19 protein-coding genes are annotated in these 20,680 nt (G+C 52.9%); 7 read left to right on the top strand and 12 right to left on the bottom strand.

Annotated elements, in window-relative coordinates:
- Positions 1 to 28 precede the first annotated feature (28 nt).
- Positions 29 to 1,105 carry an IS1/IS1595 family N-terminal zinc-binding domain-containing protein gene (locus VH187_RS19135; RefSeq protein WP_329703037.1) on the bottom strand — a complete coding sequence of 359 codons (1,077 nt, stop codon included), beginning with the start codon at positions 1,103 to 1,105 and terminating at the stop codon, positions 29 to 31.
- 327 nt (positions 1,106 to 1,432) lie between these two features.
- Between VH187_RS19135 and VH187_RS19130 the strand changes: the two genes are divergently transcribed.
- The gene (locus VH187_RS19130; protein WP_329703036.1) at positions 1,433 to 2,983 is read left to right on the top strand and encodes a bifunctional metallophosphatase/5'-nucleotidase; all 1,551 of its coding nucleotides are present in this window, start codon (positions 1,433 to 1,435) and stop codon (positions 2,981 to 2,983) included.
- A gap of 55 nt (positions 2,984 to 3,038) precedes the next feature.
- Here the strand turns inward: VH187_RS19130 and dadX are convergent, their stop codons facing one another.
- Positions 3,039 to 4,109, bottom strand: a complete 1,071-nt coding sequence (gene dadX / locus VH187_RS19125; protein ID WP_329703035.1) for a catabolic alanine racemase DadX — start codon at positions 4,107 to 4,109, stop codon at positions 3,039 to 3,041.
- A gap of 9 nt (positions 4,110 to 4,118) precedes the next feature.
- Positions 4,119 to 5,417: a D-amino acid dehydrogenase gene (locus VH187_RS19120; RefSeq protein WP_329703034.1), complete on the bottom strand. Its 1,299-nt coding sequence runs from the start codon at positions 5,415 to 5,417 to the stop codon at positions 4,119 to 4,121.
- 319 nt (positions 5,418 to 5,736) lie between these two features.
- Here VH187_RS19120 and VH187_RS19115 point away from each other — a divergent pair, with 319 nt between their 5' ends.
- Entirely contained in the window at positions 5,737 to 7,269 is a 1,533-nt protein-coding gene (locus VH187_RS19115) for a SpoVR family protein (RefSeq protein ID WP_329703033.1), read from the top strand.
- A 90-nt stretch (positions 7,270 to 7,359) separates the two neighbouring features.
- Here VH187_RS19115 and fadR read toward each other — a convergent pair whose 3' ends face one another.
- Complete coding sequence (gene fadR / locus VH187_RS19110) at positions 7,360 to 8,079, bottom strand: fatty acid metabolism transcriptional regulator FadR (RefSeq protein WP_329703032.1); 720 nt, start codon at positions 8,077 to 8,079, stop codon at positions 7,360 to 7,362.
- 215 nt (positions 8,080 to 8,294) lie between these two features.
- Between fadR and nhaB the strand changes: the two genes are divergently transcribed.
- Both nhaB and dsbB read left to right on the top strand, forming a co-directional pair.
- Positions 8,295 to 9,851, top strand: coding sequence for a sodium/proton antiporter NhaB (gene nhaB, locus VH187_RS19105; RefSeq protein WP_329703031.1), 1,557 nt, complete (start codon positions 8,295 to 8,297; stop codon positions 9,849 to 9,851).
- A gap of 136 nt (positions 9,852 to 9,987) precedes the next feature.
- Entirely contained in the window at positions 9,988 to 10,518 is a 531-nt protein-coding gene (gene dsbB, locus VH187_RS19100) for a disulfide bond formation protein DsbB (protein WP_329703030.1), read from the top strand.
- 227 nt (positions 10,519 to 10,745) lie between these two features.
- Here the strand turns inward: dsbB and VH187_RS19095 are convergent, their stop codons facing one another.
- The 3 genes from VH187_RS19095 to VH187_RS19085 all read right to left on the bottom strand — a co-directional run bounded on the left by VH187_RS19095 (position 10,746) and on the right by VH187_RS19085 (position 12,237).
- Complete coding sequence (locus VH187_RS19095; RefSeq protein ID WP_329703029.1) at positions 10,746 to 11,189, bottom strand: YcgN family cysteine cluster protein; 444 nt, start codon at positions 11,187 to 11,189, stop codon at positions 10,746 to 10,748.
- Positions 11,190 to 11,282: 93 nt separating this feature from the next.
- Entirely contained in the window at positions 11,283 to 11,942 is a 660-nt protein-coding gene (locus VH187_RS19090) for a fumarylacetoacetate hydrolase family protein (RefSeq protein ID WP_329703028.1), read from the bottom strand.
- 19 nt (positions 11,943 to 11,961) lie between these two features.
- Positions 11,962 to 12,237: a YcgL domain-containing protein gene (locus VH187_RS19085; RefSeq protein WP_329703027.1), complete on the bottom strand. Its 276-nt coding sequence runs from the start codon at positions 12,235 to 12,237 to the stop codon at positions 11,962 to 11,964.
- Positions 12,238 to 12,363: 126 nt separating this feature from the next.
- Between VH187_RS19085 and minC the strand changes: the two genes are divergently transcribed.
- The 3 genes from minC to minE are packed head-to-tail and all read left to right on the top strand — an operon-like array spanning position 12,364 to position 14,171.
- Complete coding sequence (gene minC / locus VH187_RS19080; protein ID WP_329703026.1) at positions 12,364 to 13,062, top strand: septum site-determining protein MinC; 699 nt, start codon at positions 12,364 to 12,366, stop codon at positions 13,060 to 13,062.
- A gap of 23 nt (positions 13,063 to 13,085) precedes the next feature.
- Positions 13,086 to 13,898: a septum site-determining protein MinD gene (gene minD, locus VH187_RS19075; protein WP_329703025.1), complete on the top strand. Its 813-nt coding sequence runs from the start codon at positions 13,086 to 13,088 to the stop codon at positions 13,896 to 13,898.
- Between the two features lie 3 nt (positions 13,899 to 13,901).
- Positions 13,902 to 14,171, top strand: coding sequence for a cell division topological specificity factor MinE (gene minE / locus VH187_RS19070; protein WP_097163775.1), 270 nt, complete (start codon positions 13,902 to 13,904; stop codon positions 14,169 to 14,171).
- A 75-nt stretch (positions 14,172 to 14,246) separates the two neighbouring features.
- Here the strand turns inward: minE and rnd are convergent, their stop codons facing one another.
- The 5 genes from rnd to VH187_RS19045 all read right to left on the bottom strand — a co-directional run bounded on the left by rnd (position 14,247) and on the right by VH187_RS19045 (position 20,656).
- Complete coding sequence (gene rnd, locus VH187_RS19065) at positions 14,247 to 15,377, bottom strand: ribonuclease D (RefSeq protein WP_329703024.1); 1,131 nt, start codon at positions 15,375 to 15,377, stop codon at positions 14,247 to 14,249.
- 70 nt (positions 15,378 to 15,447) lie between these two features.
- The gene (gene fadD / locus VH187_RS19060) at positions 15,448 to 17,133 is read right to left on the bottom strand and encodes a long-chain-fatty-acid--CoA ligase FadD (RefSeq protein WP_329703146.1); all 1,686 of its coding nucleotides are present in this window, start codon (positions 17,131 to 17,133) and stop codon (positions 15,448 to 15,450) included.
- Positions 17,134 to 17,348: 215 nt separating this feature from the next.
- The gene (locus VH187_RS19055) at positions 17,349 to 17,945 is read right to left on the bottom strand and encodes a Slp family lipoprotein (RefSeq protein ID WP_329703023.1); all 597 of its coding nucleotides are present in this window, start codon (positions 17,943 to 17,945) and stop codon (positions 17,349 to 17,351) included.
- Positions 17,946 to 17,982: 37 nt separating this feature from the next.
- The gene (gene tsaB, locus VH187_RS19050; RefSeq protein WP_329703022.1) at positions 17,983 to 18,678 is read right to left on the bottom strand and encodes a tRNA (adenosine(37)-N6)-threonylcarbamoyltransferase complex dimerization subunit type 1 TsaB; all 696 of its coding nucleotides are present in this window, start codon (positions 18,676 to 18,678) and stop codon (positions 17,983 to 17,985) included.
- A 67-nt stretch (positions 18,679 to 18,745) separates the two neighbouring features.
- Positions 18,746 to 20,656, bottom strand: a complete 1,911-nt coding sequence (locus VH187_RS19045; RefSeq protein ID WP_329703021.1) for a DNA repair helicase YoaA — start codon at positions 20,654 to 20,656, stop codon at positions 18,746 to 18,748.
- Positions 20,657 to 20,680: the final 24 nt, after the last annotated feature.

Raw genomic sequence — 20,680 nt, 5'->3', positions numbered from 1 at the left:
ACAGCCACACCGGGTTCTCCCGGTGCGGTTATTTTTCTGTCGCCACAGCCTGATGCTGCTGATTGTAGCTGTAGGCAAGACAAACTAACTGAGCACTCAACGTTCTGGCGCTGAATTTTCCACTATGTTGATGCCAGGGATGCGCCATGAGCCAGTCGTAAAACTGCTGACATGTCCGGAGGGAAACGGCTGCCGGGTGGACAACCTGCTTTTGCCCGGTCAAGAGCGCGATCATTTTATGGGCATCCCCGCGACTCCAGCGTTGCCACTGATTTGTCCACCAGCCGATACGCCAGGTTCCGGTATGACGAAATTCCATTTCGGGCATGGCGATTTCGGATGTGTCTTCAACCACAAACCAGAGGTGCGTTGCGCCCGACCGAACTTCTGGCGCCCACGCTGTAATAGCAGCCCCGCGAAGCATACATTCATGCATAAGATAATGATCCGACACGCGCGGGTAGCGGCGTTTTAAGCGCTGGAAATGTCCGTGGATAGCCACCACAGGCCGAACGATGCAGCCCTGTGAATTCTCTTTCAGTTGCGCCCTGCCGTAATCAATTTCATCGAACTGACTGCGCTGCATAAACTGCCCTTCTTGCTGCCGAATATGCTCAACCGTGCAGGGATTGACTCGTTCCTGAACCATCGATTCTCCCCCTCGATAACACAATGCCTCGCTGGTCTTCCAGGGGGAATAATTTGTCGATACCTGCAAAACACGCCCGGAATCAGCATCGGTACTGACGATCGTGTAGAGCTTTTGTTGCGCCATTTTGCCCTGAAAAGGCAGAATAAAAATCTGGGTCGCAATCTGCCTGACTACGGAAAAAGTGTCATGCAGCGCCCCCTCACACCAACCCATAGCCTGCGTTAGCGTCCGGTACGCAGGGGTTTCACTCTGGTGATCCCCTACACTCAGTTGGCTCAAAACCTGCTGAATATTCTCACTCTGACGGGGAGTAACTTGATGGGGCGTAAACGTTTTTCGGCAAGCGCGACACTGCATGCGGGCATTACCAGCATTTGTTTTGCCGTAGCGAATCACGTCGGGATTGAAACAGTGCGGACACCCTAACCCTGTTGCACCGAGTTTTTCCTTCATCAACCGGGAGAACCAGGCGTTACATTCCGCTTCATCAAATAAGGGTGGAAGACTGCCGCATTTCTGACATTCCAGTGCCGTATACCCCAGTCGATAAACCGGATAAATATAATCGCTGGCATCCGTCACGCCAAGATTAGGGCATGACCAACTTTTACAGACATTCATTCGGATGTTGAGCTGGCTTTCCATCGCCGTATACCCCCACTTTTTGTCAGTCGACAGTTATAGGGCGTTCTCTGCACATCCGAATGTGAAGAGACTCACAACTTTCGTTTATTCCGCCGCCAGAATGAGCCCATTCTTTTCAATGCAAATGGAGTGGGTATGAAAAAATCAGTTATTGCTGTCGCCCTGATGCTGGGGTTTGTTAGCCAGAGTTTTGCGCAGAATGTCACCATTATTTATACAAACGATCTGCATGCGCATGTTGAACCCTACAAAGTGCCTTACATCGCGGATGGGAAACGAGATGTGGGTGGGTTTGCCAATATTTCGACATTCGTAAAGCAGGAAAAATTGCTCAATAAAGCGACATTTTATTTTGATGCGGGGGATTATTTCACGGGTCCTTACATCAGCAGCCTGACAAAAGGTAAAGCTATTATCGACATTATGAATACCATGTCGGTGGACGCCGCGTCGGTGGGAAATCATGAGTTTGATCACGGCTGGGATAATACCCTTTTGCAGTTCAGCCAGGCGAAATTCCCTATTCTGCTTGGCAATGTTTTTTATCAACACAGCGACATGCCTTTCTGGAATAAGCCTTACACCATTCTGGAAAAGGATGGCGTAAAAATTGGTGTTATCGGCTTACATGGAGTCTTTGCCTTTGACGATACCGTCTCAGCGCCGATGCGCCAGGGGATTGAAGCGCGGGATGAAGTGAAATATTTGCAGCGCTATCTGGATGAAATTCACTCCAAAGTGGATATCACCGTCGCGCTGATGCATGAAGGTTTCCCTGCTCGTCAATCCAGTCTCGGTAATACCGACGTCCGGCGTGCACTCGATAAAGATATTCAGACCGCAAAACAGGTTAAAGGTCTCGATATTCTGATCACCGGTCATGCCCATGTCGGCACGCCGGAACCCATCAAAGTGGGTAACACGCTGGTGCTGTCCACAGACAGCGGCGGGATTGATATTGGTAAATTAGTGCTCGACGTCAATACCCAAACCCACCGCCATAACGTTGAAAACTTCGAACTCAAAACGCTTTACGCCGATGAATGGAAGCCTGACCCGCAGACTCAGAACGTGATTGATGGCTGGAATAAGAAGCTGTCATCCGTTGTGCAGCAAAAGGTGGGTGAAACCCCAATCACTCTCACTCGAGCCTATGGCGAATCGTCCTCACTGGGCAATCTGTTTACCGACGCCATGCTTGCCGCCGCGCCGGATGCGCAAATAGCATTGACCAATTCGGGAGGATTGCGGGCCGATCTGAACGCCGGGCCGATTACTCTTGGCGATATCATCAGCGCATTTCCTTTCCCGAATGAGTTGACGGTGATGGATTTATCCGGCAAATCACTGCGCAGCCTGATGGAGCATAGCGCCTCACTGACCAACGGCGTGCTGCAGATGTCAAAAGGCGCGGAAATGCGTTACGACCCAAATAAACCAGTTGGGCAACGGGTGGTGTCCTTTACGCTCAATGGTAAGCAAATTGTCGATTCTACCGTCTATCGTGTCGCTACAAACGGTTTCCTCGCTCCTGGCGGGGATGGTTTCGCCGCATTCACTGAGGGCAAAAACAAGCAGGTCAAAGGCGGGTATAACTTGTCTGACGCCGTAATTGATTACCTGAAACAGGGCAATCAGATTGTAGCCGCACAGGTCAATGAAAAACGCGTAGCCGTTGTTCATTGACACTGAGAAGAAACAAGATGTGTATACCTTCCCAGCCGGGAAGGTATTTTAATCGTTACACTGTCACAACTGGCACGCGCAACGCCAGGGCGCACATGAGTTCATAACCCACGGTGCCACAGCGGCTCGCAACATCATCGATTTTGATCTCTTTGCCCCACAGTTCAACGGGCGTACCAATGCCTGCCTGCGGGCACGGCGTTAAATCCACTGCCAGCATGTCCATCGACACACGCCCTACTGTTCCGGTGCGAATACCGTCCACCAGCACGGGTGTACCATCTGGCGCGTTACGCGGATAACCATCGGCATAACCACAGGCCACGATACCGATACGTTGCTCCTGTTGAGCTTTGTATAAACGCCCGTAGCCGACGGTATCGCCCGGTTTGAGATTCTGTACGGCAATGATTTCACTGTTCAAGGTCATCACCGGTTTCAGCCCACTGTTGGCTATATCCTGCCATTTGCCGGATGGCGATGCGCCGTACAGCACAATCCCTGGACGTACCCAGTCGAAATGCGCTTCCGGATGCCATAACGTGGCGGCGGAGTTTGACAACGATCGTGGGCAGTCCAGCCCTTCCGCTGCCTGTTCAATGCTCGCCATGGCTTCGGTTATGCCGTCCGGGTTTTCGGCATCGGCAAAATGTGACATCAATGTCATGTCACTCACGTTGCTCATGGCGCGCAACTGCTGCCAGACGGTATGCACTTTGTCAGGCGTGAACCCCAGACGATTCATGCCGCTGTTCACTTTGACGTATACGTCCAGCGGCGCTTTCAGTTTTGCGTTCTGCAGCGCTTTCAACTGCCAGTTGCTGTGAACGGTGGTAGTCAGACGATATTGATCATAAAGCGGCAGATCATCGGCGTGGAAAAAACCTTCGAGCATCAGAATTGGCCCTTTCCAGCCACGCTCACGCAGCAGAACCGCTTCTTCAAGATTCAATAACGCAAAGCCGTCAGTATCGTTCAACGCGCTCCAGATGCGTTCAATTCCGTGGCCGTACGCATTCGCTTTCACCACCGACCAGACACGCGCGTCGGGTGCGGCAGAGCGAACCACGGTCAGATTTTGCCGCAGCGCCTGTAAATCGAGGCTGGCAACAATGGGACGAGACATAACTGCTCCTTAATTATGCGCGCCGTGCAAATGCGTATGGCGCGACGGCGTGTAGCCTGCCTGATAGCGGGCGACGCCCAAATCATCATACCCAATGGCAGGTGTACGGCCCGTCAACAAATCACTCAATAGCTGCCCGGAGCCGCAAGCCATGGTCCAGCCCAGCGTGCCGTGTCCGGTGTTCAGCCACAGATTTTTATACGGTGTGCGACCCACAATCGGCGTGCCGTCCGGGGTCATTGGGCGCAGCCCTGTCCAGAACGTCGCTTGTTCGACGTGGCCCCCGCGCGGGAACAAATCACGCACCACCATTTCCAGTGTTTCACGGCGGGCGCGCAGGAGTTCTGTATTGAAACCGACGATTTCCGCCATGCCCCCTACACGGATACGCTGCTCGAAGCGCGTGATCGCTATTTTGTAGGTTTCATCAAGAATAGTCGAAACCGGGGCGCCATCGTCATCTTTCACCGGGATCGTCAGCGAATAGCCTTTCAGAGGATAGACCGGAATATCGACAATGCCTTTCAGCATAGAGGTGGAATAGGACCCAAACGCCATCACGTAGGCATCGGCTTTGACGATTTCGTCGCCACATTTTACGCCGTAGATTTGCTCCCCTTCCGACAACAGCTGATCGACAGGCGTGTTGTAGCGGAAGACAACGCCCGCCTCTTCTGCCATCTTCGCCAGCCGTTGGGTGAACAGCTGACAGTCGCCGGTTTCGTCATTGGGTAGACGCAGACCGCCAGTCAGCTTGTGGGCCACTTCTGCCAGCGCAGGCTCCACTTCTGCCAGACGGCTGGCTTCCAGCAACTGATACGGCACGCCTGCATCCTGAAGTACGGCGATGTCACGGGTGGCGTTTTCATACTGCTGTGCGGTGCGGAACAGTTGCAGCGTGCCGCCCTGACGACCTTCGTATTCAATACCCGTGCTGGCGCGTAACGCCATTAAACAATCACGGCTGTATTCCGCCAGGCGCACCATGCGACCCTTGTTTTCCATGTAATGACGAGTGTCGCAGTTGCGCAGCATCTGCCACATCCATTTGAGCTGGAACTGGGTGCCGTCCAGACTTATCGCCAGCGGCGCGTGGCGTTGAAACATCCACTTAATGGCTTTCAGCGGCACGCCGGGTGCGGCCCACGGCGCGGCATAGCCGGGAGAGATTTGTCCGGCATTGGCGGCACTGGTTTCCAGCGCCGGACCGGGCTCACGGTCAATCACCGTCACCTCGTGTCCGGCCTGACGTAAATACCAGGCGCTGGCCACGCCCACTACCCCACTTCCGAGGATAACCACTCGCATAGCAACTCCAGATCCGTAAAAGAACAATCTTCTGATTACAAATTGATAACCCAGTTGAAAATATTATTCAACATAGGCTTTTTTTATGGTGACTTACCTCACACATGCCCTTTTCACAAAGGTATGTATGCTTTCGAAATCTCCTGCTGCCGCGCTATTTTGATCAGCACAAAATTCTGTCAGATAACAAAATCGTCGCCGTTGGCGCAGGGAAATCGCGAAGAAAAATATTTGTGTTTCACACGTTAGCGCGGGGGTGTTCTATTCTTGATCTGAGGCTCTCCAGACAGAGAGGGCCGCCAACAATGAGGGCGCGCTAATGGCTACGATTGATTCCATGAATAAGGACACCACACGTCTGAGCGATGGACCCGACTGGACCTTCGAACTGCTGGATACCTATCTGGCGGAAATCGACCGGGTGGCAAAACTCTACCGTCTGGATACCTATCCTCACCAAATCGAAGTGATCACCTCCGAGCAGATGATGGACGCTTACTCCAGCGTCGGGATGCCGATTAACTACACCCACTGGTCGTTTGGCAAAAAATTCATCGAAACCGAGCGGCTCTATAAGCACGGTCAGCAAGGGTTGGCGTATGAAATCGTCATTAACTCCAACCCGTGTATTGCCTATTTGATGGAAGAAAACACTATGACCATGCAGGCGCTGGTAATGGCGCACGCCTGCTACGGGCATAACTCTTTCTTCAAAAATAACTATCTGTTCCGCAGCTGGACCGATGCCAGTTCGATTGTCGATTACCTGATTTTCGCGCGGAAATACATTACCGAGTGCGAAGAGCGCTACGGTGTGGACGAAGTGGAAAAACTGCTGGATTCCTGCCACGCGCTGATGAATTACGGCGTTGATCGCTACAAACGCCCACAAAAAATCTCACTGCAGGAAGAGAAGGCGCGGCAGAAAAATCGCGAAGAGTATCTGCAAAGTCAGGTGAATACCTTGTGGCGCACGTTACCGAAGAAAGAAGAAGAGAAAGCCATTGAAGTCGCTCGCCGCTATCCGTCCGAGCCGCAGGAAAACCTGCTCTACTTTATGGAAAAAAATGCCCCGTTACTGGAATCCTGGCAGCGCGAGATTTTGCGCATTGTGCGTAAGGTCAGTCAGTATTTTTATCCGCAGAAACAGACCCAGGTGATGAACGAAGGCTGGGCCACGTTCTGGCACTACACGATCCTCAATCATCTGTATGACGAAGGCAAAGTGACCGAGCGCTTTATGCTGGAGTTTTTGCACAGTCACACCAACGTCGTCTTCCAGCCGCCGTATAACAGCCCGTGGTACAGCGGCATTAACCCGTATGCACTCGGCTTTGCGATGTTCCAGGACATTAAACGCATTTGCCAGTCGCCTACTGAAGAAGACAAATACTGGTTCCCGGATATCGCCGGGTCTGACTGGCTGGAGACGCTGCATTTCGCGATGCGTGACTTTAAAGATGAGAGCTTTATCAGCCAGTTCCTGTCGCCGAAAGTGATGCGTGATTTCCGTCTATTCACGGTGCTCGATGACGATCACAACAACTATCTGGAAATCTCAGCGATTCATAACGAAGAAGGCTATCGCGAAATCCGCAACCGGCTGTCGTCGCAGTACAACCTCAGCAACCTGGAGCCGAATATTCAGGTGTGGAATGTGGATCTGCGTGGCGATCGCTCGCTGACGTTACGTTATGTGCCGCATAACCGCGCGCCACTGGATATGGGCCGTCGGGAAGTGCTCAAGCATGTGCATCGTCTGTGGGGGTTTGATGTGATGCTGGAACAACAGAATGCCGATGGCAGTGTGGAACTGCTGGAACGCTGCCCGCCAAGACAAAATCTGTTGTAACCAGAAACAGCAAAGCCGGGTTCTCACCCGGCTTTTTAATGCCCGGTGGCGTTAAGCTACCGGACCTACAAAATCACATCACTGACTTGATTAACGACCGTGAATCGCTAAATCGCCCGGCAGTGTTTTCTGCATTTTATGCCAGACCAGACCGGATTCGTGACCGTAGCGACGCACCGTTTCATACACCTGCTCGTGCAGACCTTGCTCGCAGACTTTCGCCAGTTGATGGTAGAAGCCCAGCGCCAGGCTGCGCGCTTCCGGATTGGCGAAATAATGACGGCCAATGCGGGTATACAGCCCTTTCATCCCATTGAGGATCAGACCATAAATCGGGTTGCCGGAAGCAAAGGCCAGACCACGGAAGATGCTGTAATCGAGTTCGGCAAAGGCGTCGGCGTGGTCTTCGATTTCACGCGCTGTCGCCAGCACTTTCATCGCCTCTTCCGGATGCTGACGGAACGCGGTACGGATGAAAATGGTCGCAATGTTGGTGCGCACAGAAAGAAGATTATCAATCAGCTGAGGGACACGATCGTGATCAAGACGCGCCAGGGTTTCAAGAATATTAAGACCCGACGTTTCCCAGAAATTATTCACTTTAGTCGGTTTGCCATGCTGAATGGTCAACCAGCCGTCGCGAGCTAAACGTTGCAACACTTCACGTAAGGTGGTGCGCGTAACGCCAATCAGTTCTGAAAGTTCACGCTCTGCGGGCAGGATAGTTCCCGGTGCAAAGCGGTTATTCCAGATACTTTCAATGATGTACTCTTCCGCGAAACCCGCCGGGCTCTGCGCCTTAATGACCATAGTGAGATTTCCATTACACAGCGTTGCAAATATGGCACTCATCATACCAGAGCCAATAAACGGCAGATAGCGCATCGCCGCAATTAAAAGGGGATCCCTGTTTAATTTTAAAAATTTAGTCTGCCCCGGCTTTGCTTGCCTGTAGCGGCCTGAACACCGATACTCCCTTATTCATCTTCAGGACTACTTACTTTTGACGGGATCGGAAATCTGTCGTGGAAATATCAACCTCTCGTGCGCTATGGCGCAATTTTCTTGGCCAGTCACCGGGCTGGTACAAGCTGACGATGATTGTCTTTTTGGCAATCAACCCTATCGTTTTTTTCTTCAACCCGTTCATTGCCGGATGGCTGTTGGTGGCGGAATTTATCTTTACGCTGGCGATGGCGCTGAAATGCTATCCCCTGCTTCCCGGCGGTCTGCTGGCGATTGAAGGCGTAATGATTGGCATGACCAGCGCGGAACATGTCCGCGAGGAGATTGCCAGCAACCTCGAAGTGCTGTTGCTGCTTATATTCATGGTGGCCGGTATCTATTTTATGAAGCAGTTGCTGCTGTTCATTTTCACTCGCTTGCTGCTGACCATTCAAAGCAAGATGCTGCTATCGGCCGCGTTTTGTCTCGCAGCCGCTTTTTTATCGGCATTTCTCGATGCGCTGACCGTCGTCGCGGTCATCATCAGTGTCGCGGTAGGCTTTTACGGTATTTATCACCGGGTGGCATCGGCCCGACCGGGCGATAGTGATGTGCTGGACGATAGCCATATCGACATACACAACAAAGAAGTGCTCGAACAATTCCGAGGATTTCTGCGTAGCCTGATGATGCATGCCAGCATCGGCACCGCGCTCGGCGGCGTGATGACCATGGTGGGCGAGCCGCAAAACCTGATCATCGCCAAAGCCGCGGGCTGGCATTTTGGTGAGTTTTTCATGCGTATGCTGCCCGTGACCATCCCGGTGTTTTTCTGCGGTCTGCTCACCTGTTTGCTGGTTGAGAAATTTAAGTGGTTTGGTTATGGCGAACAGTTACCGCCGAGCGTGCGCGACGTCCTTAAAGAATTCGATACCAAAAGCAGTGAACAGCGTAACCGTCAGGAAACGTTGAAACTGGTGGTTCAGGGAATCATCGGTGTCTGGCTGGTGATTGCTCTGGCGATGCATCTGGCGGAAGTGGGGCTGATTGGCCTGACGGTGATCATTTTTGCCACCTCGTTGACGGGGGTCACTGACGAACATGCGATCGGCAAAGCCTTCACTGAAGCGCTGCCGTTTACCGCGCTGTTGACTGTGTTCTTTGCTGTTGTAGCGGTGATTATCGACCAGCATCTGTTCGCACCGATTATCGACTTTGTTTTGCAGGCATCGCCTCACGCGCAACTGTCGCTGTTTTACCTGTTTAACGGCTTACTCTCATCCATTTCTGATAACGTGTTTGTCGGTACGGTGTATATCAACGAAGCGAAAGCGGCGCTCGAGCATGGGGCCATTTCATTGCCACAGTTTGAAATGCTGGCGGTGTCCATTAACACGGGGACGAACCTGCCCTCAGTGGCGACACCAAACGGTCAGGCGGCTTTCCTGTTCCTGTTGACCTCTGCCCTCGCCCCGCTGATCCGCTTGTCGTATGGCCGAATGGTGTGGATGGCGTTGCCGTATACAGTGGTGTTGACCCTTGTCGGGTTGCTCTGCGTCGAGTTTACGCTCATCCCTTACACCGAGTGGATGACAGCGCAAGGCTGGTTCACAAGCCTCCCATTGCCAGTTCATTAAGTCTCCTCTGATTGACGCCCGGTATATTTTCCGGGCGATTCACAGGCTTTTACGCAATAATTACCGCCAGCATAGTGGCGCAGTAAATGTTTTCGTTTACACTGCGTGTGAATTTGCATGTTCCAGGGAAATGATTATGTTGCGATTTTTAAACCAATGCTCTCGCGGTCGCGGAGCGTGGTTATTGTTGGCGTTGACTGCTTTTGCGCTGGAAATGGTTGCGCTGTGGTTCCAGCATGTGATGCTGCTGAAACCGTGCGTGATGTGCATTTACGAGCGCTGTGCGCTGTTCGGCATTATGGGTGCAGGCATTGTCGGCGCGATTGGCCCGAAAACGCCGCTGCGTTATGCCGCGATTTTGATTTGGATTTACAGCGCCTGGCGTGGTGTTCAACTGGCATGGGAACACACCATGATCCAGCTGCATCCTTCACCGTTCCAGACCTGCGATTTTGCCGCCCGCTTCCCGAGCTGGCTCCCGCTTGATAAATGGTTGCCGCAGGTGTTTGTCGCATCAGGCGATTGCGCCGAGCGTCAATGGCAGTTCCTGACGCTGGAAATGCCGCAGTGGCTGGTGGGTATTTTTGCCGCCTTCCTGATTGTCGGCATTCTGGTGCTGATTGCCCAGCCGCTAAAACCGAAAAGACGTGACCTGTTTGGTCGCTAAAACACGCCATATAGCACAAGAATAACGCGCCTCCGGGCGCGTTTTTTTATGTCTTTCCCGATGCCCAATAAGCCATAAAACCCCGCCCCGTTTCAGCAAGCGAGTAGAGACCTCACCACCATTCCATTAATCGGCGGACTGGTATCAGTACTTTTCTGATACCAGTCCGCTAAAACAAAAACGCCACCGGCAAAAAAAGTGCGGGTGGCGTTTTCTGTTTTTAGCAATCAACCCCGATTGGGGTGATTGAGAATGTGATCTTCCCAGTCCACGACGTCCGATTCTTTCACTGCAATATGGCGAACTGAAATGCGCTCACCATGCATCGCCGCTTTTGACCCCATCAACAACGGATGCCACGCAGGCAACGGTTTACCTTCGGCCAGCAAGCGATACGCGCAGGTATGCGGCAGCCATTCAAAAGTAGGCAAATTATCGCGAGTGAGTTTGATGCAGTCAGGCTCGTATTCGAAACGGCGCTCGTAGTTACGGCACTGGCAGGTTTTGATATTGAGCTGGCGACAGGCAACGTTGGTGAAATAGATTTCATCGCTGTCTTCATCCATCAGCTTGTTCAGGCAGCACTGACCGCAGCCATCACACAAAGACTCCCACTCAGCGTCGGTCATTTGCTCGAGCGTTTTACTTTGCCAGAAGGGTGTGTCGTTCATAGATTGTCCGCCATTGAAAACCAGGGTGCACCTTATAACCAGTCTGGCATGCGGATGCAAGTTTTGCCGCCCGACAGGGGCGGCAATTGATGCTTACAGTACGCGCGTGGTAAGAGAATGGCCGTTAAATGCCACTTTCAACTCATCGCCACTGCTAAGCGGGCCAACGCCTTCCGGCGTGCCGGTGAGGATGACGTCGCCACTTTTGAGGGTGAAGAAACGGCTCATGTAGGCAATCAGCGGCACAATCTTGTGGATCATATCGGCCGTAGTGCCCTGTTGGCGCACTTCCCCATTCACTTTCAGACTGAGCTGCGTGTTTTGCGGGTCGCCCTGAAAATCACTCGCGGGAATAAAACCGGAAATTGGGCAGGAATTATCAAACCCCTTTGCCTTTTCCCACGGCTGCCCAGCTTTTTTCATTTTACCTTGCAGGTCGCGCAAAGTGAGATCCAGCGCCACACCGTAACCGGCAATCGCTTTCAGCACGTGCTCTTCTGTCGCCTGTCGCAACGTGCCGCCAATCAGCACCGCCAGTTCAACTTCATGATGTACAGAACCCAATCCTTCGGGTAACACCAACGGCTGGCGAATATCGCACAGCGCCGTTTCAGGCTTAATAAACAGCACCGGCTCTTCCGGCGTAGCGCTGCCCATTTCCTGAATATGCTTCGCGTAATTACTGCCTACACAAACCACTTTACTGACCGGGTAATCCAGTAGCGCGCCCTGCCAGTGATGATGTTGATACATGCCAGCTCCTGTCGTTACGTTATTTTTTCCCGCTCTCCTGGAGATGCTGTTTGAGTAAATCTTCCGGTGGAGGCGGCATTTGCAGATAATAACCTTGTTCAGTTAAGGCTTTTTTCACCTTTTCCAGTGAGGCATTGACTAATTGCTTACGCCCATCCAGGGGCAGAATCATTGCAAGCTGCGGCTGACCAAATCCCTTCATTAACTCTTCCGGCACGCGGGAAAAATCGTCCTTTTTTTCGACATATAAGTAAGTTTGATCGCGCTTGATACTTTTATAGATCACACAAAACATGACTTTTACTCTGAATTAGACCGTGGTGACTTGCCACTCTATATTAGTGACTATAACATGCCCTGTAGTCTTCGGAATATCACCGCAGCTGTGCGGCCGATAAATTGAAAATTGAGTAAGGCCAGGATGTCAAACACGCCCATAGAACTTAAAGGCAGTAGCTTCACGTTATCAGTGGTTCATTTGCACGAAGCAAAACCCGAGGTTATTCGTCAGGCGTTAGAAGACAAAATCGCCCAGGCTCCCGCTTTTCTGCAACACGCACCGGTTGTGGTGAATATCAGCAGTCTGGCTGACGTCACCCGCTGGGAGCCGCTTCAGCAAGCGATTTCCGCCACCGGTTTGCGTATCGTGGGCGTTAGCGGCTGTAAGAATCCCAAATTAAAAGCGGAAATCGACCGTGCTGGCATTCCCTTACTGACTGAAGGTAAAGAGAAAGCCGCGCGCGCGATACCTGTTGCAGCCCCTGCCCCCGCGCCAATTGTTACTCCGGTCACAAAAACGCGAATGATTGATACACCGGTTCGTTCCGGTCAGCGTATTTATGCACCAAACTGTGATCTGATTGTCACAAACCATGTGAGCGCAGGCGCTGAACTCATCGCCGACGGCAATATTCACATTTACGGCATGATGCGTGGTCGCGCGTTGGCAGGTGCCAGCGGCGACAGAGAAGCACAAATATTTTGTACCCATCTTGCGGCAGAACTGGTGTCTATCGCAGGGGAATACTGGCTGAGTGAGAACATCACCGCCGATTATTATGGCAAAGCGGTCCGTCTGCGTCTGGACAAGGCCGCCCTGACAATTGAACCGTTAAACTAATCCCTTTTTAACAAGGAATTTTTATGGCACGCATTATTGTTGTGACTTCGGGTAAAGGGGGCGTGGGAAAGACCACCTCCAGCGCGGCCATCGCTACTGGTTTGGCCCAGAAGGGAAAGAAAACTGTTGTTATCGATTTTGACATCGGTCTGCGTAACCTTGATTTGATCATGGGCTGCGAACGCCGTGTGGTTTACGATTTCGTCAATGTTATCCAGGGCGATGCCACACTGAATCAAGCGCTGATCAGAGATAAGCGCACTGAAAGCCTTTATATTCTTCCCGCTTCCCAAACCCGTGACAAAGATGCCCTGACCTATGAAGGCGTCGAGAAAGTCCTGGACGAACTGAAGAAGATGGATTTCGACTTCATCGTCTGTGATTCCCCGGCAGGGATTGAAACCGGTGCGTTAATGGCGCTGTACTTCGCTGACGAAGCCGTTATTACCACCAACCCGGAAGTGTCGTCCGTACGTGACTCAGACCGTATTCTTGGCATTCTGGCGTCAAAATCTCGCCGTGCTGAGAAAGGCGAAGACCCGATTAAAGAACATCTCTTGCTGACCCGCTACAACCCTGGCCGCGTCAACAGAGGCGACATGCTGAGCATGGAAGATGTGCTGGAAATTCTGCGCATTAAACTGGTTGGTGTGATCCCGGAAGATCAGTCAGTACTTCGCGCCTCTAACCAGGGGGAACCGGTTATTCTGGATGCCGAAGCCGACGCGGGCAAAGCCTACGCCGACACGGTAGATCGTCTGCTGGGAGAAGAACGTCCTTTCCGCTTCATCGAAGAAGAGAAGAAAGGTTTCCTCAAACGCCTGTTCGGAGGATAAGTTATGGCATTACTCGACTTTTTTCTCTCACGAAAAAAGAACACCGCCAACATCGCGAAAGAACGTTTACAGATTATTGTCGCGGAACGCCGTCGTAGTGACGCTGAACCGCATTATTTGCCGCAGCTCAGGAAAGATATTCTTGAGGTGATCTGCAAATACATCCAGATCGACCCGGAAATGGTGACCGTGCAGTTAGAGCAAAAAGATGGGGATATCTCCATTCTTGAGCTCAACGTCACGCTCCCCGAAGCGGAAGAATCGAAATCGTGATACGAAAAACCCCGGAATTCCGGGGTTTTTTATTATTGTCTCCTGTAAGCATACCGCCATCAGGCAACAAATCGGTTATGCGCGAGGATATTTCTCCAGCAGCGCTTTCAGGCGATCGGCCATCAATTCGCCGCGCCAGCCCGCAATCAGCTCTGGCAATCCGTTCTGTGATTTCAACTGCCAGTGCCAGTTCAGTAGCTGGTTAATCTGACGACGAGACGCCATCAGTTCTACGCTTAAACCCGCTTCGGTGCTCACTTCCAGCACCAGCGCTTTAATCTCTTTAAACAGCGTGCGATAGCCCGGCATGTCCATCAGATTTAACAGCGGCTCTGGCAACGCCTCTTCTGGCAGTTCTTTCGCTTTTTCGACCAGGCTAATCAGCGTTTTTCCGTGGAAACGGATTTCGCTGCCTGAAAGGCCGAGGCTATCGAGTTCCCCCAAACCGCCTGGCATATAACGCGCTACGCTCCACAAATGTTCTTCACGTACCACGAAATTCAGTGCCATGTTGCGTTCACGCGCTTTACGCAGACGCCAGTCGGCCAATAATTTGAGACATGCCAGTTGGCGCGTACGCAGTTGCCAGGCGTTGGTAATATCGCGCCAGGCTTCTGCCGGGTCGACGACTTCCTGACGACGCTGCTGCATCAAACGGCATTCGTTGAGCGCGGCTGAAAGCCAGCCGCTGGACTCCGTTTCGTCCATAAGCTTTTTGGCGATCGGCAGTAAGTACCAAACATCTGCGGCAGCATAATCACACTGGCGCTCGGTCAGTGGGCGCGCGAGCCAGTCGGTACGGGATTCACTCTTATCAAGCGCAATACCGGTGTACTCCTCGACCATCGCCGCAAAGCCCCATGACATCGGGCGGCCGCAGAATGCCGCCAGGATTTGCGTGTCGATAAGCGGCTCGGGGAGTGAACCAAAAGCATTCAAAAAGACTTCGAGATCTTCACTGCCGGCATGCAGGAATTTGGTGACATTGTTGTCATCCATCAATTCTTTGAATGGCCGCCAGTCGGTGATGGTCAGGGGGTCAATCAGCACCACCGTTTCGCCATCAAACATCTGGATCAGACCCAACTGCGGGTAATAGGTTCGGGTGCGGACAAATTCGGTGTCCAGCGCAATGGCAGGAACGTTGCGGGCCTCGTCACAGGCGGCCTTCAGCGCAGCGTCCTCGGTGATCATCTGATAATTCAATCTGTATTCTCTATGGTTTGCGCCCATAAAAAACGCCGGTTTAACCGGCGCGAGGCGGATGACGCGTAGTTCAGCCTTTATTGTCTACTTTAGCGCGCGCTTCGTCACGTAGTTCTCGTCGTAATATCTTTCCGACGTTTGATTTCGGCAATTCCTCACGGAACTCAACCAGCTTCGGCACTTTGTATCCCGTCAGATGGCGACGACAGAACGTAATCAGCGCTTCATCGGTCAACGCTGGGTCTTTTTTGACCACGAAAATTTTAACCGCTTCCCCACTGCTGCCTGATGGCACGCCGACTGCCGCCACTTCCTGCACGCCGGAATGCTGCATCACCACGTCTTCAATTTCGTTGGGATAGACGTTAAAACCTGAGACCAGAATCATATCTTTTTTGCGATCGACGATGCGCAGGAAGCCCTCTTCGTCCATCACGGCGATATCTCCCGTGTGCAGCCAGCCGTCTTTGATGATTTCATCGGTGGCATCCGGACGCTGCCAGTAGCCCAGCATTACCTGCGGGCCTTTGACGCACAGTTCACCCGGGTCGCCCGGTGCAACTTCGTTGTTGTCGTCATCCACCAGCTTCACTTCGGTGGACGGCACCGGCAGGCCAATGCTACCGCTGTGATAATCAATGTCGTGCGGATTGACGCTAACGAGCGGCGCACATTCGGTCAGGCCATAGCCTTCCAGCAGATAACGCCCGGTGAGTTTAACCCAACGCTCGGCAACGGCATTTTGAACCGGCATTCCGCCACCCGCCGAAAGACGCAGCGAAGAGAAATCGAGTTGCTGAAACTCTTTGTTATTCAGTAGCGCATTGAACAGCGTGTTCACGCCGGTCATGGCGGTGAACGGGTATTTCGCCAGCTCTTTCACTAACCCCGGAATATCGCGCGGGTTAGTGATCAACAGATTCTGACCGCCGAGTTCAATAAACAGCAGGCAGTTCATGGTCAGCGCGAAAATGTGATACAGCGGTAACGCGGTCACGACTAACTCTCTGCCCGGCTGGAACAGCGGCCCGTAAGTCGCGTGTACCTGGGCCAGATTTGCCAGCATATTGCGGTGCGTGAGCATTGCGCCTTTCGCTACGCCTGTCGTCCCGCCCGTGTATTGCAAGAAAGCTAAATCCTCGGACACCACTTCCGGCTTAATGTACTGCATCCGGTAGCCCTGCTGTAACGCACTGCGGAAAGAGAGCGCGTCTGGCAGATGGTATTTCGGCACAAGGCGCTTGATGTACTTCACGACGAAGTTAACCAGCGTACCTTTGGCGGTCGAAAGCTGATCGCCCATGCGGGTAAGAATGACGTGCCGGACCTGCGTTTTATTGACGACTTTTTCGAGGGTGTGAGCAAAGTTGGAGACGATCACTATTGCGCTGGCACCGCTGTCATTTAGCTGATGTTCCAACTCACGCGGCGTATAGAGCGGGTTGACGTTCACCACAATCATGCCTGCACGCAGAATACCGAACAGTGCCACTGGGTATTGCAGCAGGTTGGGCATCATCAACGCTACACGGTCGCCTTTTTGCAGGCCAAGCCCTTCCTGAAGATAAGCGGCGAAGGCGCGGCTGCGCTCTTCCAGCTTACGAAACGTCATCACTTCGCCCATGTTGATAAAAGCGGGCTGGTCAGCGTAGCGCGTTGCTGACTGTTCAAACAAATCTACCAGGGATTGATAACGGTCAGGATCGATCTCCGCCGGGACATCAGCGGGATAGCGGTTAAGCCAAACCTTTTTCAATGCATCACCTCTGAAATGAGAATTCGTCGTCATCACAACCCCTGTCAATAAACACGTTATTAACAACATTTTAACTTATCGTACCAGTTTATTAATTATACGAATTTAAGGTTGCGAAGCGCGTCACTATTTATTTTTCTGACTATCGGGAGTCCATCCCACCAAAAAGAAACAGCGGACCAGCCGCTGTTTTCTTAATCTGTAAAAACAACACGTTATTCCGTTACGATGGTCTGCACCTGAGCAGGGCCGGGATTATACCATCCGCCATAAGCTCCGAAACCACCGTACCCGCAGCGATGATATCGGCATCCACCGCCCCAATACGGGTCGATAGGTTGCGGCGGCATCACGACTTGCTGCGTCACGCGCCAGCGTTTAAAGCCATTCGCCTGCATCACCATGTAGGTATAAGCCGTGTTGCCGATTTTCCCTTTCGCTGTACCGGTAATCGGCCCGACCACGGTAACCAGCTGATTCTTGAAATCGGTTGGGTCGAGGAAACCGTTCACATCCGCGTAAATACGTCCTCGCGAAGGATCGCCAAGCCCTGGACGTGCGCCTTCATCCAGCGGAACGGTGGCGATTTCCAGCCGGGTTTTACCCTGCTCGTTATTGACGCTCACCACTTTGCCGCCAAAACGGGCTTCCTGACCGACATACAGTCGCGGGGCCGCCATCACGCGAGCCAAATCCTGCTGCGGCGTCGGGCTGGTGCCTTTAATGGCATCAGGAACGGTGACGCATCCGCTCAGCGCGGTAACGATCAGAGCAGCCAGTAATCCACGAAAAATCTGTTTTTGACTCGCCATGATCGGACTCCTTTATTCTCAGTCATATAACTAAGATTCATTCCCGGCCAGGAAGTTTCTTCCACGCCACGGTGTTGCGTAAATAAACCGGTTCGGCGTGTTCGACGGCGACCGTTTTATTCTCGCTCAGCAACTGGCAGGCCAGTGGCAACATGTCTTCTGCCGCAGGTAACAATGTTTCACCATCAACCAGCGTCACAGGCGTATCGTTGGCCATTTCCGGCCACGCTTGCCAGCCTGTTCCAACAGTAGCCCACTCGCCGTCAAGCTGCTTCAACCGTGCGTTAACGGCCTCTGGTTTAAGCACGGCTTCACTCTCTTCGCCGTGCCAGTGGCCTTGTTCATCGCGCTGATATTCAGCCCAGTAGACTTCACCCATACGAGCGTCAATGGCCGCCAGCACACGAGTGGCACCGGTTCTGCGCCATGCGCCTTGCGCCATCGTCATCAACGTAGACACGCCAATCATCGGCAAATATGCACCCAACGCCAGCCCTTGAGCGATGCCGATACCGATACGCACGCCGGTAAAGCTGCCCGGCCCACGGCCAAATGCCAGCGCGTCGAGCTCTGTCAGTTGGGTTGCGGTTTCGCTGAGAATATCCTGCACCAGAGGCAGAATACGTTGGGTATGTTCGCGGGGACACAGCTCGAAATGAGCCGTTGTGGCGCCGTCATTCCACAAAGCCGCAGAACAGGCTTCAGTGGCGGTATCAATAGCCAGAATTCGCATAGGATGTCGCTCTCGCGCAATAGCAGGTCCAGAAAATGGCGCGCATATTAACACAGTTCGCCATGAATTACGTTACCGACAGCCGGGCGAGAAAACGCACGGCACGGCTGATATCGCGGGTGCGTGGGGTTGGCGGCAGGCTTGATAAGAACACCGCGCCGTAAGGACGCATTACCAGGCGATTGTCACAAATCACCAGCACGCCGCGATCGTCTACGTCGCGAATTAAGCGCCCGACGCCCTGTTTGAGGGTGATAACGGCATCCGGTAACTGAACTTCATCAAACGGGTCGCCGCCACGGATACGACAATCTTCCATTCGCGCTTTCAGCAGCGGATCATCCGGTGACGTAAACGGCAGTTTATCGATGATCACTAACGACAACGCGTCGCCGCGCACATCCACCCCTTCCCAGAAACTGCTGGTCGCCACCAGCAACGCATTTCCAGCGCTAACAAACTGCTGTAACAGCTGGCCTTTACTGGTTTCGCCCTGCAACAGAACGGGTAAATCGAGCATGGAACGGAACTGTTCAGCCAGGTCGCGCATCATAGCGTGCGAGGTACAAAGCATGAAGCAGCGCCCGTTGTTAGCTTCAATCATCGGACGCAGCATCGTGGCGAGCTGACGCGCACCACCGGGCTGATTCGGTAACGGCAGATTGCGCGGCACACACAGTAATGCCTGCGTGGCGTAATCGAATGGACTTGGCAACAGCAGCGACTCCGCCTCGTCTATGCCCAGACGCTCGGTAAAGTGATGCAAATCGTCATTCACTGATAGCGTCGCCGATGTGAAAATCCAGCTTCCTTGTTTCTGCGCCATCACTTCTTTGAATTTATCGGCCACCGTCAACGGCGTCAGGGCCAACGTGAAGCTGCGCGAGGTGCATTCATACCAGTAGCTGAAACCGGGCTGATTAATTTCTTTCAGGCGTTTCAGGCGCGCACGGTAAAGCGTTGCGCGCTCAAATGCGGCGTCCAACAAGGCTGAACGCCCGAGGGAGAGTTTGGCAACGTCGTAACAGAGTTCCAGCGCATCATCGAGCAACAGCAATGCCCGCTGAATACCATTGTCAGCCAACAGTTCACGCAGATTGCCGCGATAACCTGGATCGCCGAGTTGTAAACGGAAATCCTGCGTCGCCTGTGCCAGACGGTCGGCACATTTTTGTAACTGCTGGGTGTCTTTCAGTTCGGTGCGATAAGCAATGGTAATGTCTTTTGCCATGTCGAGAAGCTGACGGCTGGAGAGCGACTGGCCGAAATACTGGCTGGCGATGTCCGGCAGCTGATGGGCTTCATCGAATATCATCACTTCGGCTTCGGGGATCAGTTCACCAAACCCGCCTTCTTTCACCACCATATCGGCGAGAAACAGGTGATGGTTCACCACCACCACGTCGGCGTCCATGGCTTTTTTACGCGCTTTCACCACGAAACAGTCTTTGTACAACGGGCAGTCACTGCCAAGACAGTTGTCGTTAGTGCTGGTGACCAACGGCCATGCGTGGGAATCTTCCGCCACGCTGACGCAGGTGCTGATGTCGCCGTCGACAGTCTGATTCGCCCAACTGCGCAGCATGATAACGTCACTGAGCGTTTGCACCGGCAAATCGCCGCCGGCTATAGCCTGTTGTTCGAGGCGTTCGAGACAGAGGTAGTTGGATCGACCTTTCAGCAGCGCGAGACGACCAGTGAATTTCAGTGCGGTGGCGACCGTCGGCAAGTCACGGCTGTATAGCTGATCCTGCAACGCTTTTGAGCCGGTGGAGATTATCACTTTTTTCTTCGCGCGCAGCGCAGGGGCAAGGTAGGCGTAGGTTTTGCCCGTGCCGGTCCCCGCTTCCACCACCAGCGGACACGTTTCATCGATGGCTTTCGCCACCGCGTGCGCCATCTGACGCTGCGGTTCGCGGGGTTTGAAACCCGGGATCGCTTTGGCTAACTGGCCATCTGTTGCAAAATCGTCCGTCACACTACCCCCTGTAAATCTGGACAG

The organism is Scandinavium sp. (assembly GCF_036271055.1).
In the GTDB taxonomy this organism is placed as follows: Bacteria; Pseudomonadota; Gammaproteobacteria; order Enterobacterales; family Enterobacteriaceae; genus Scandinavium.
Note: the sequence above shows the minus strand (reverse complement) of the source record. Positions and strands in the feature narration are given on the sequence as shown.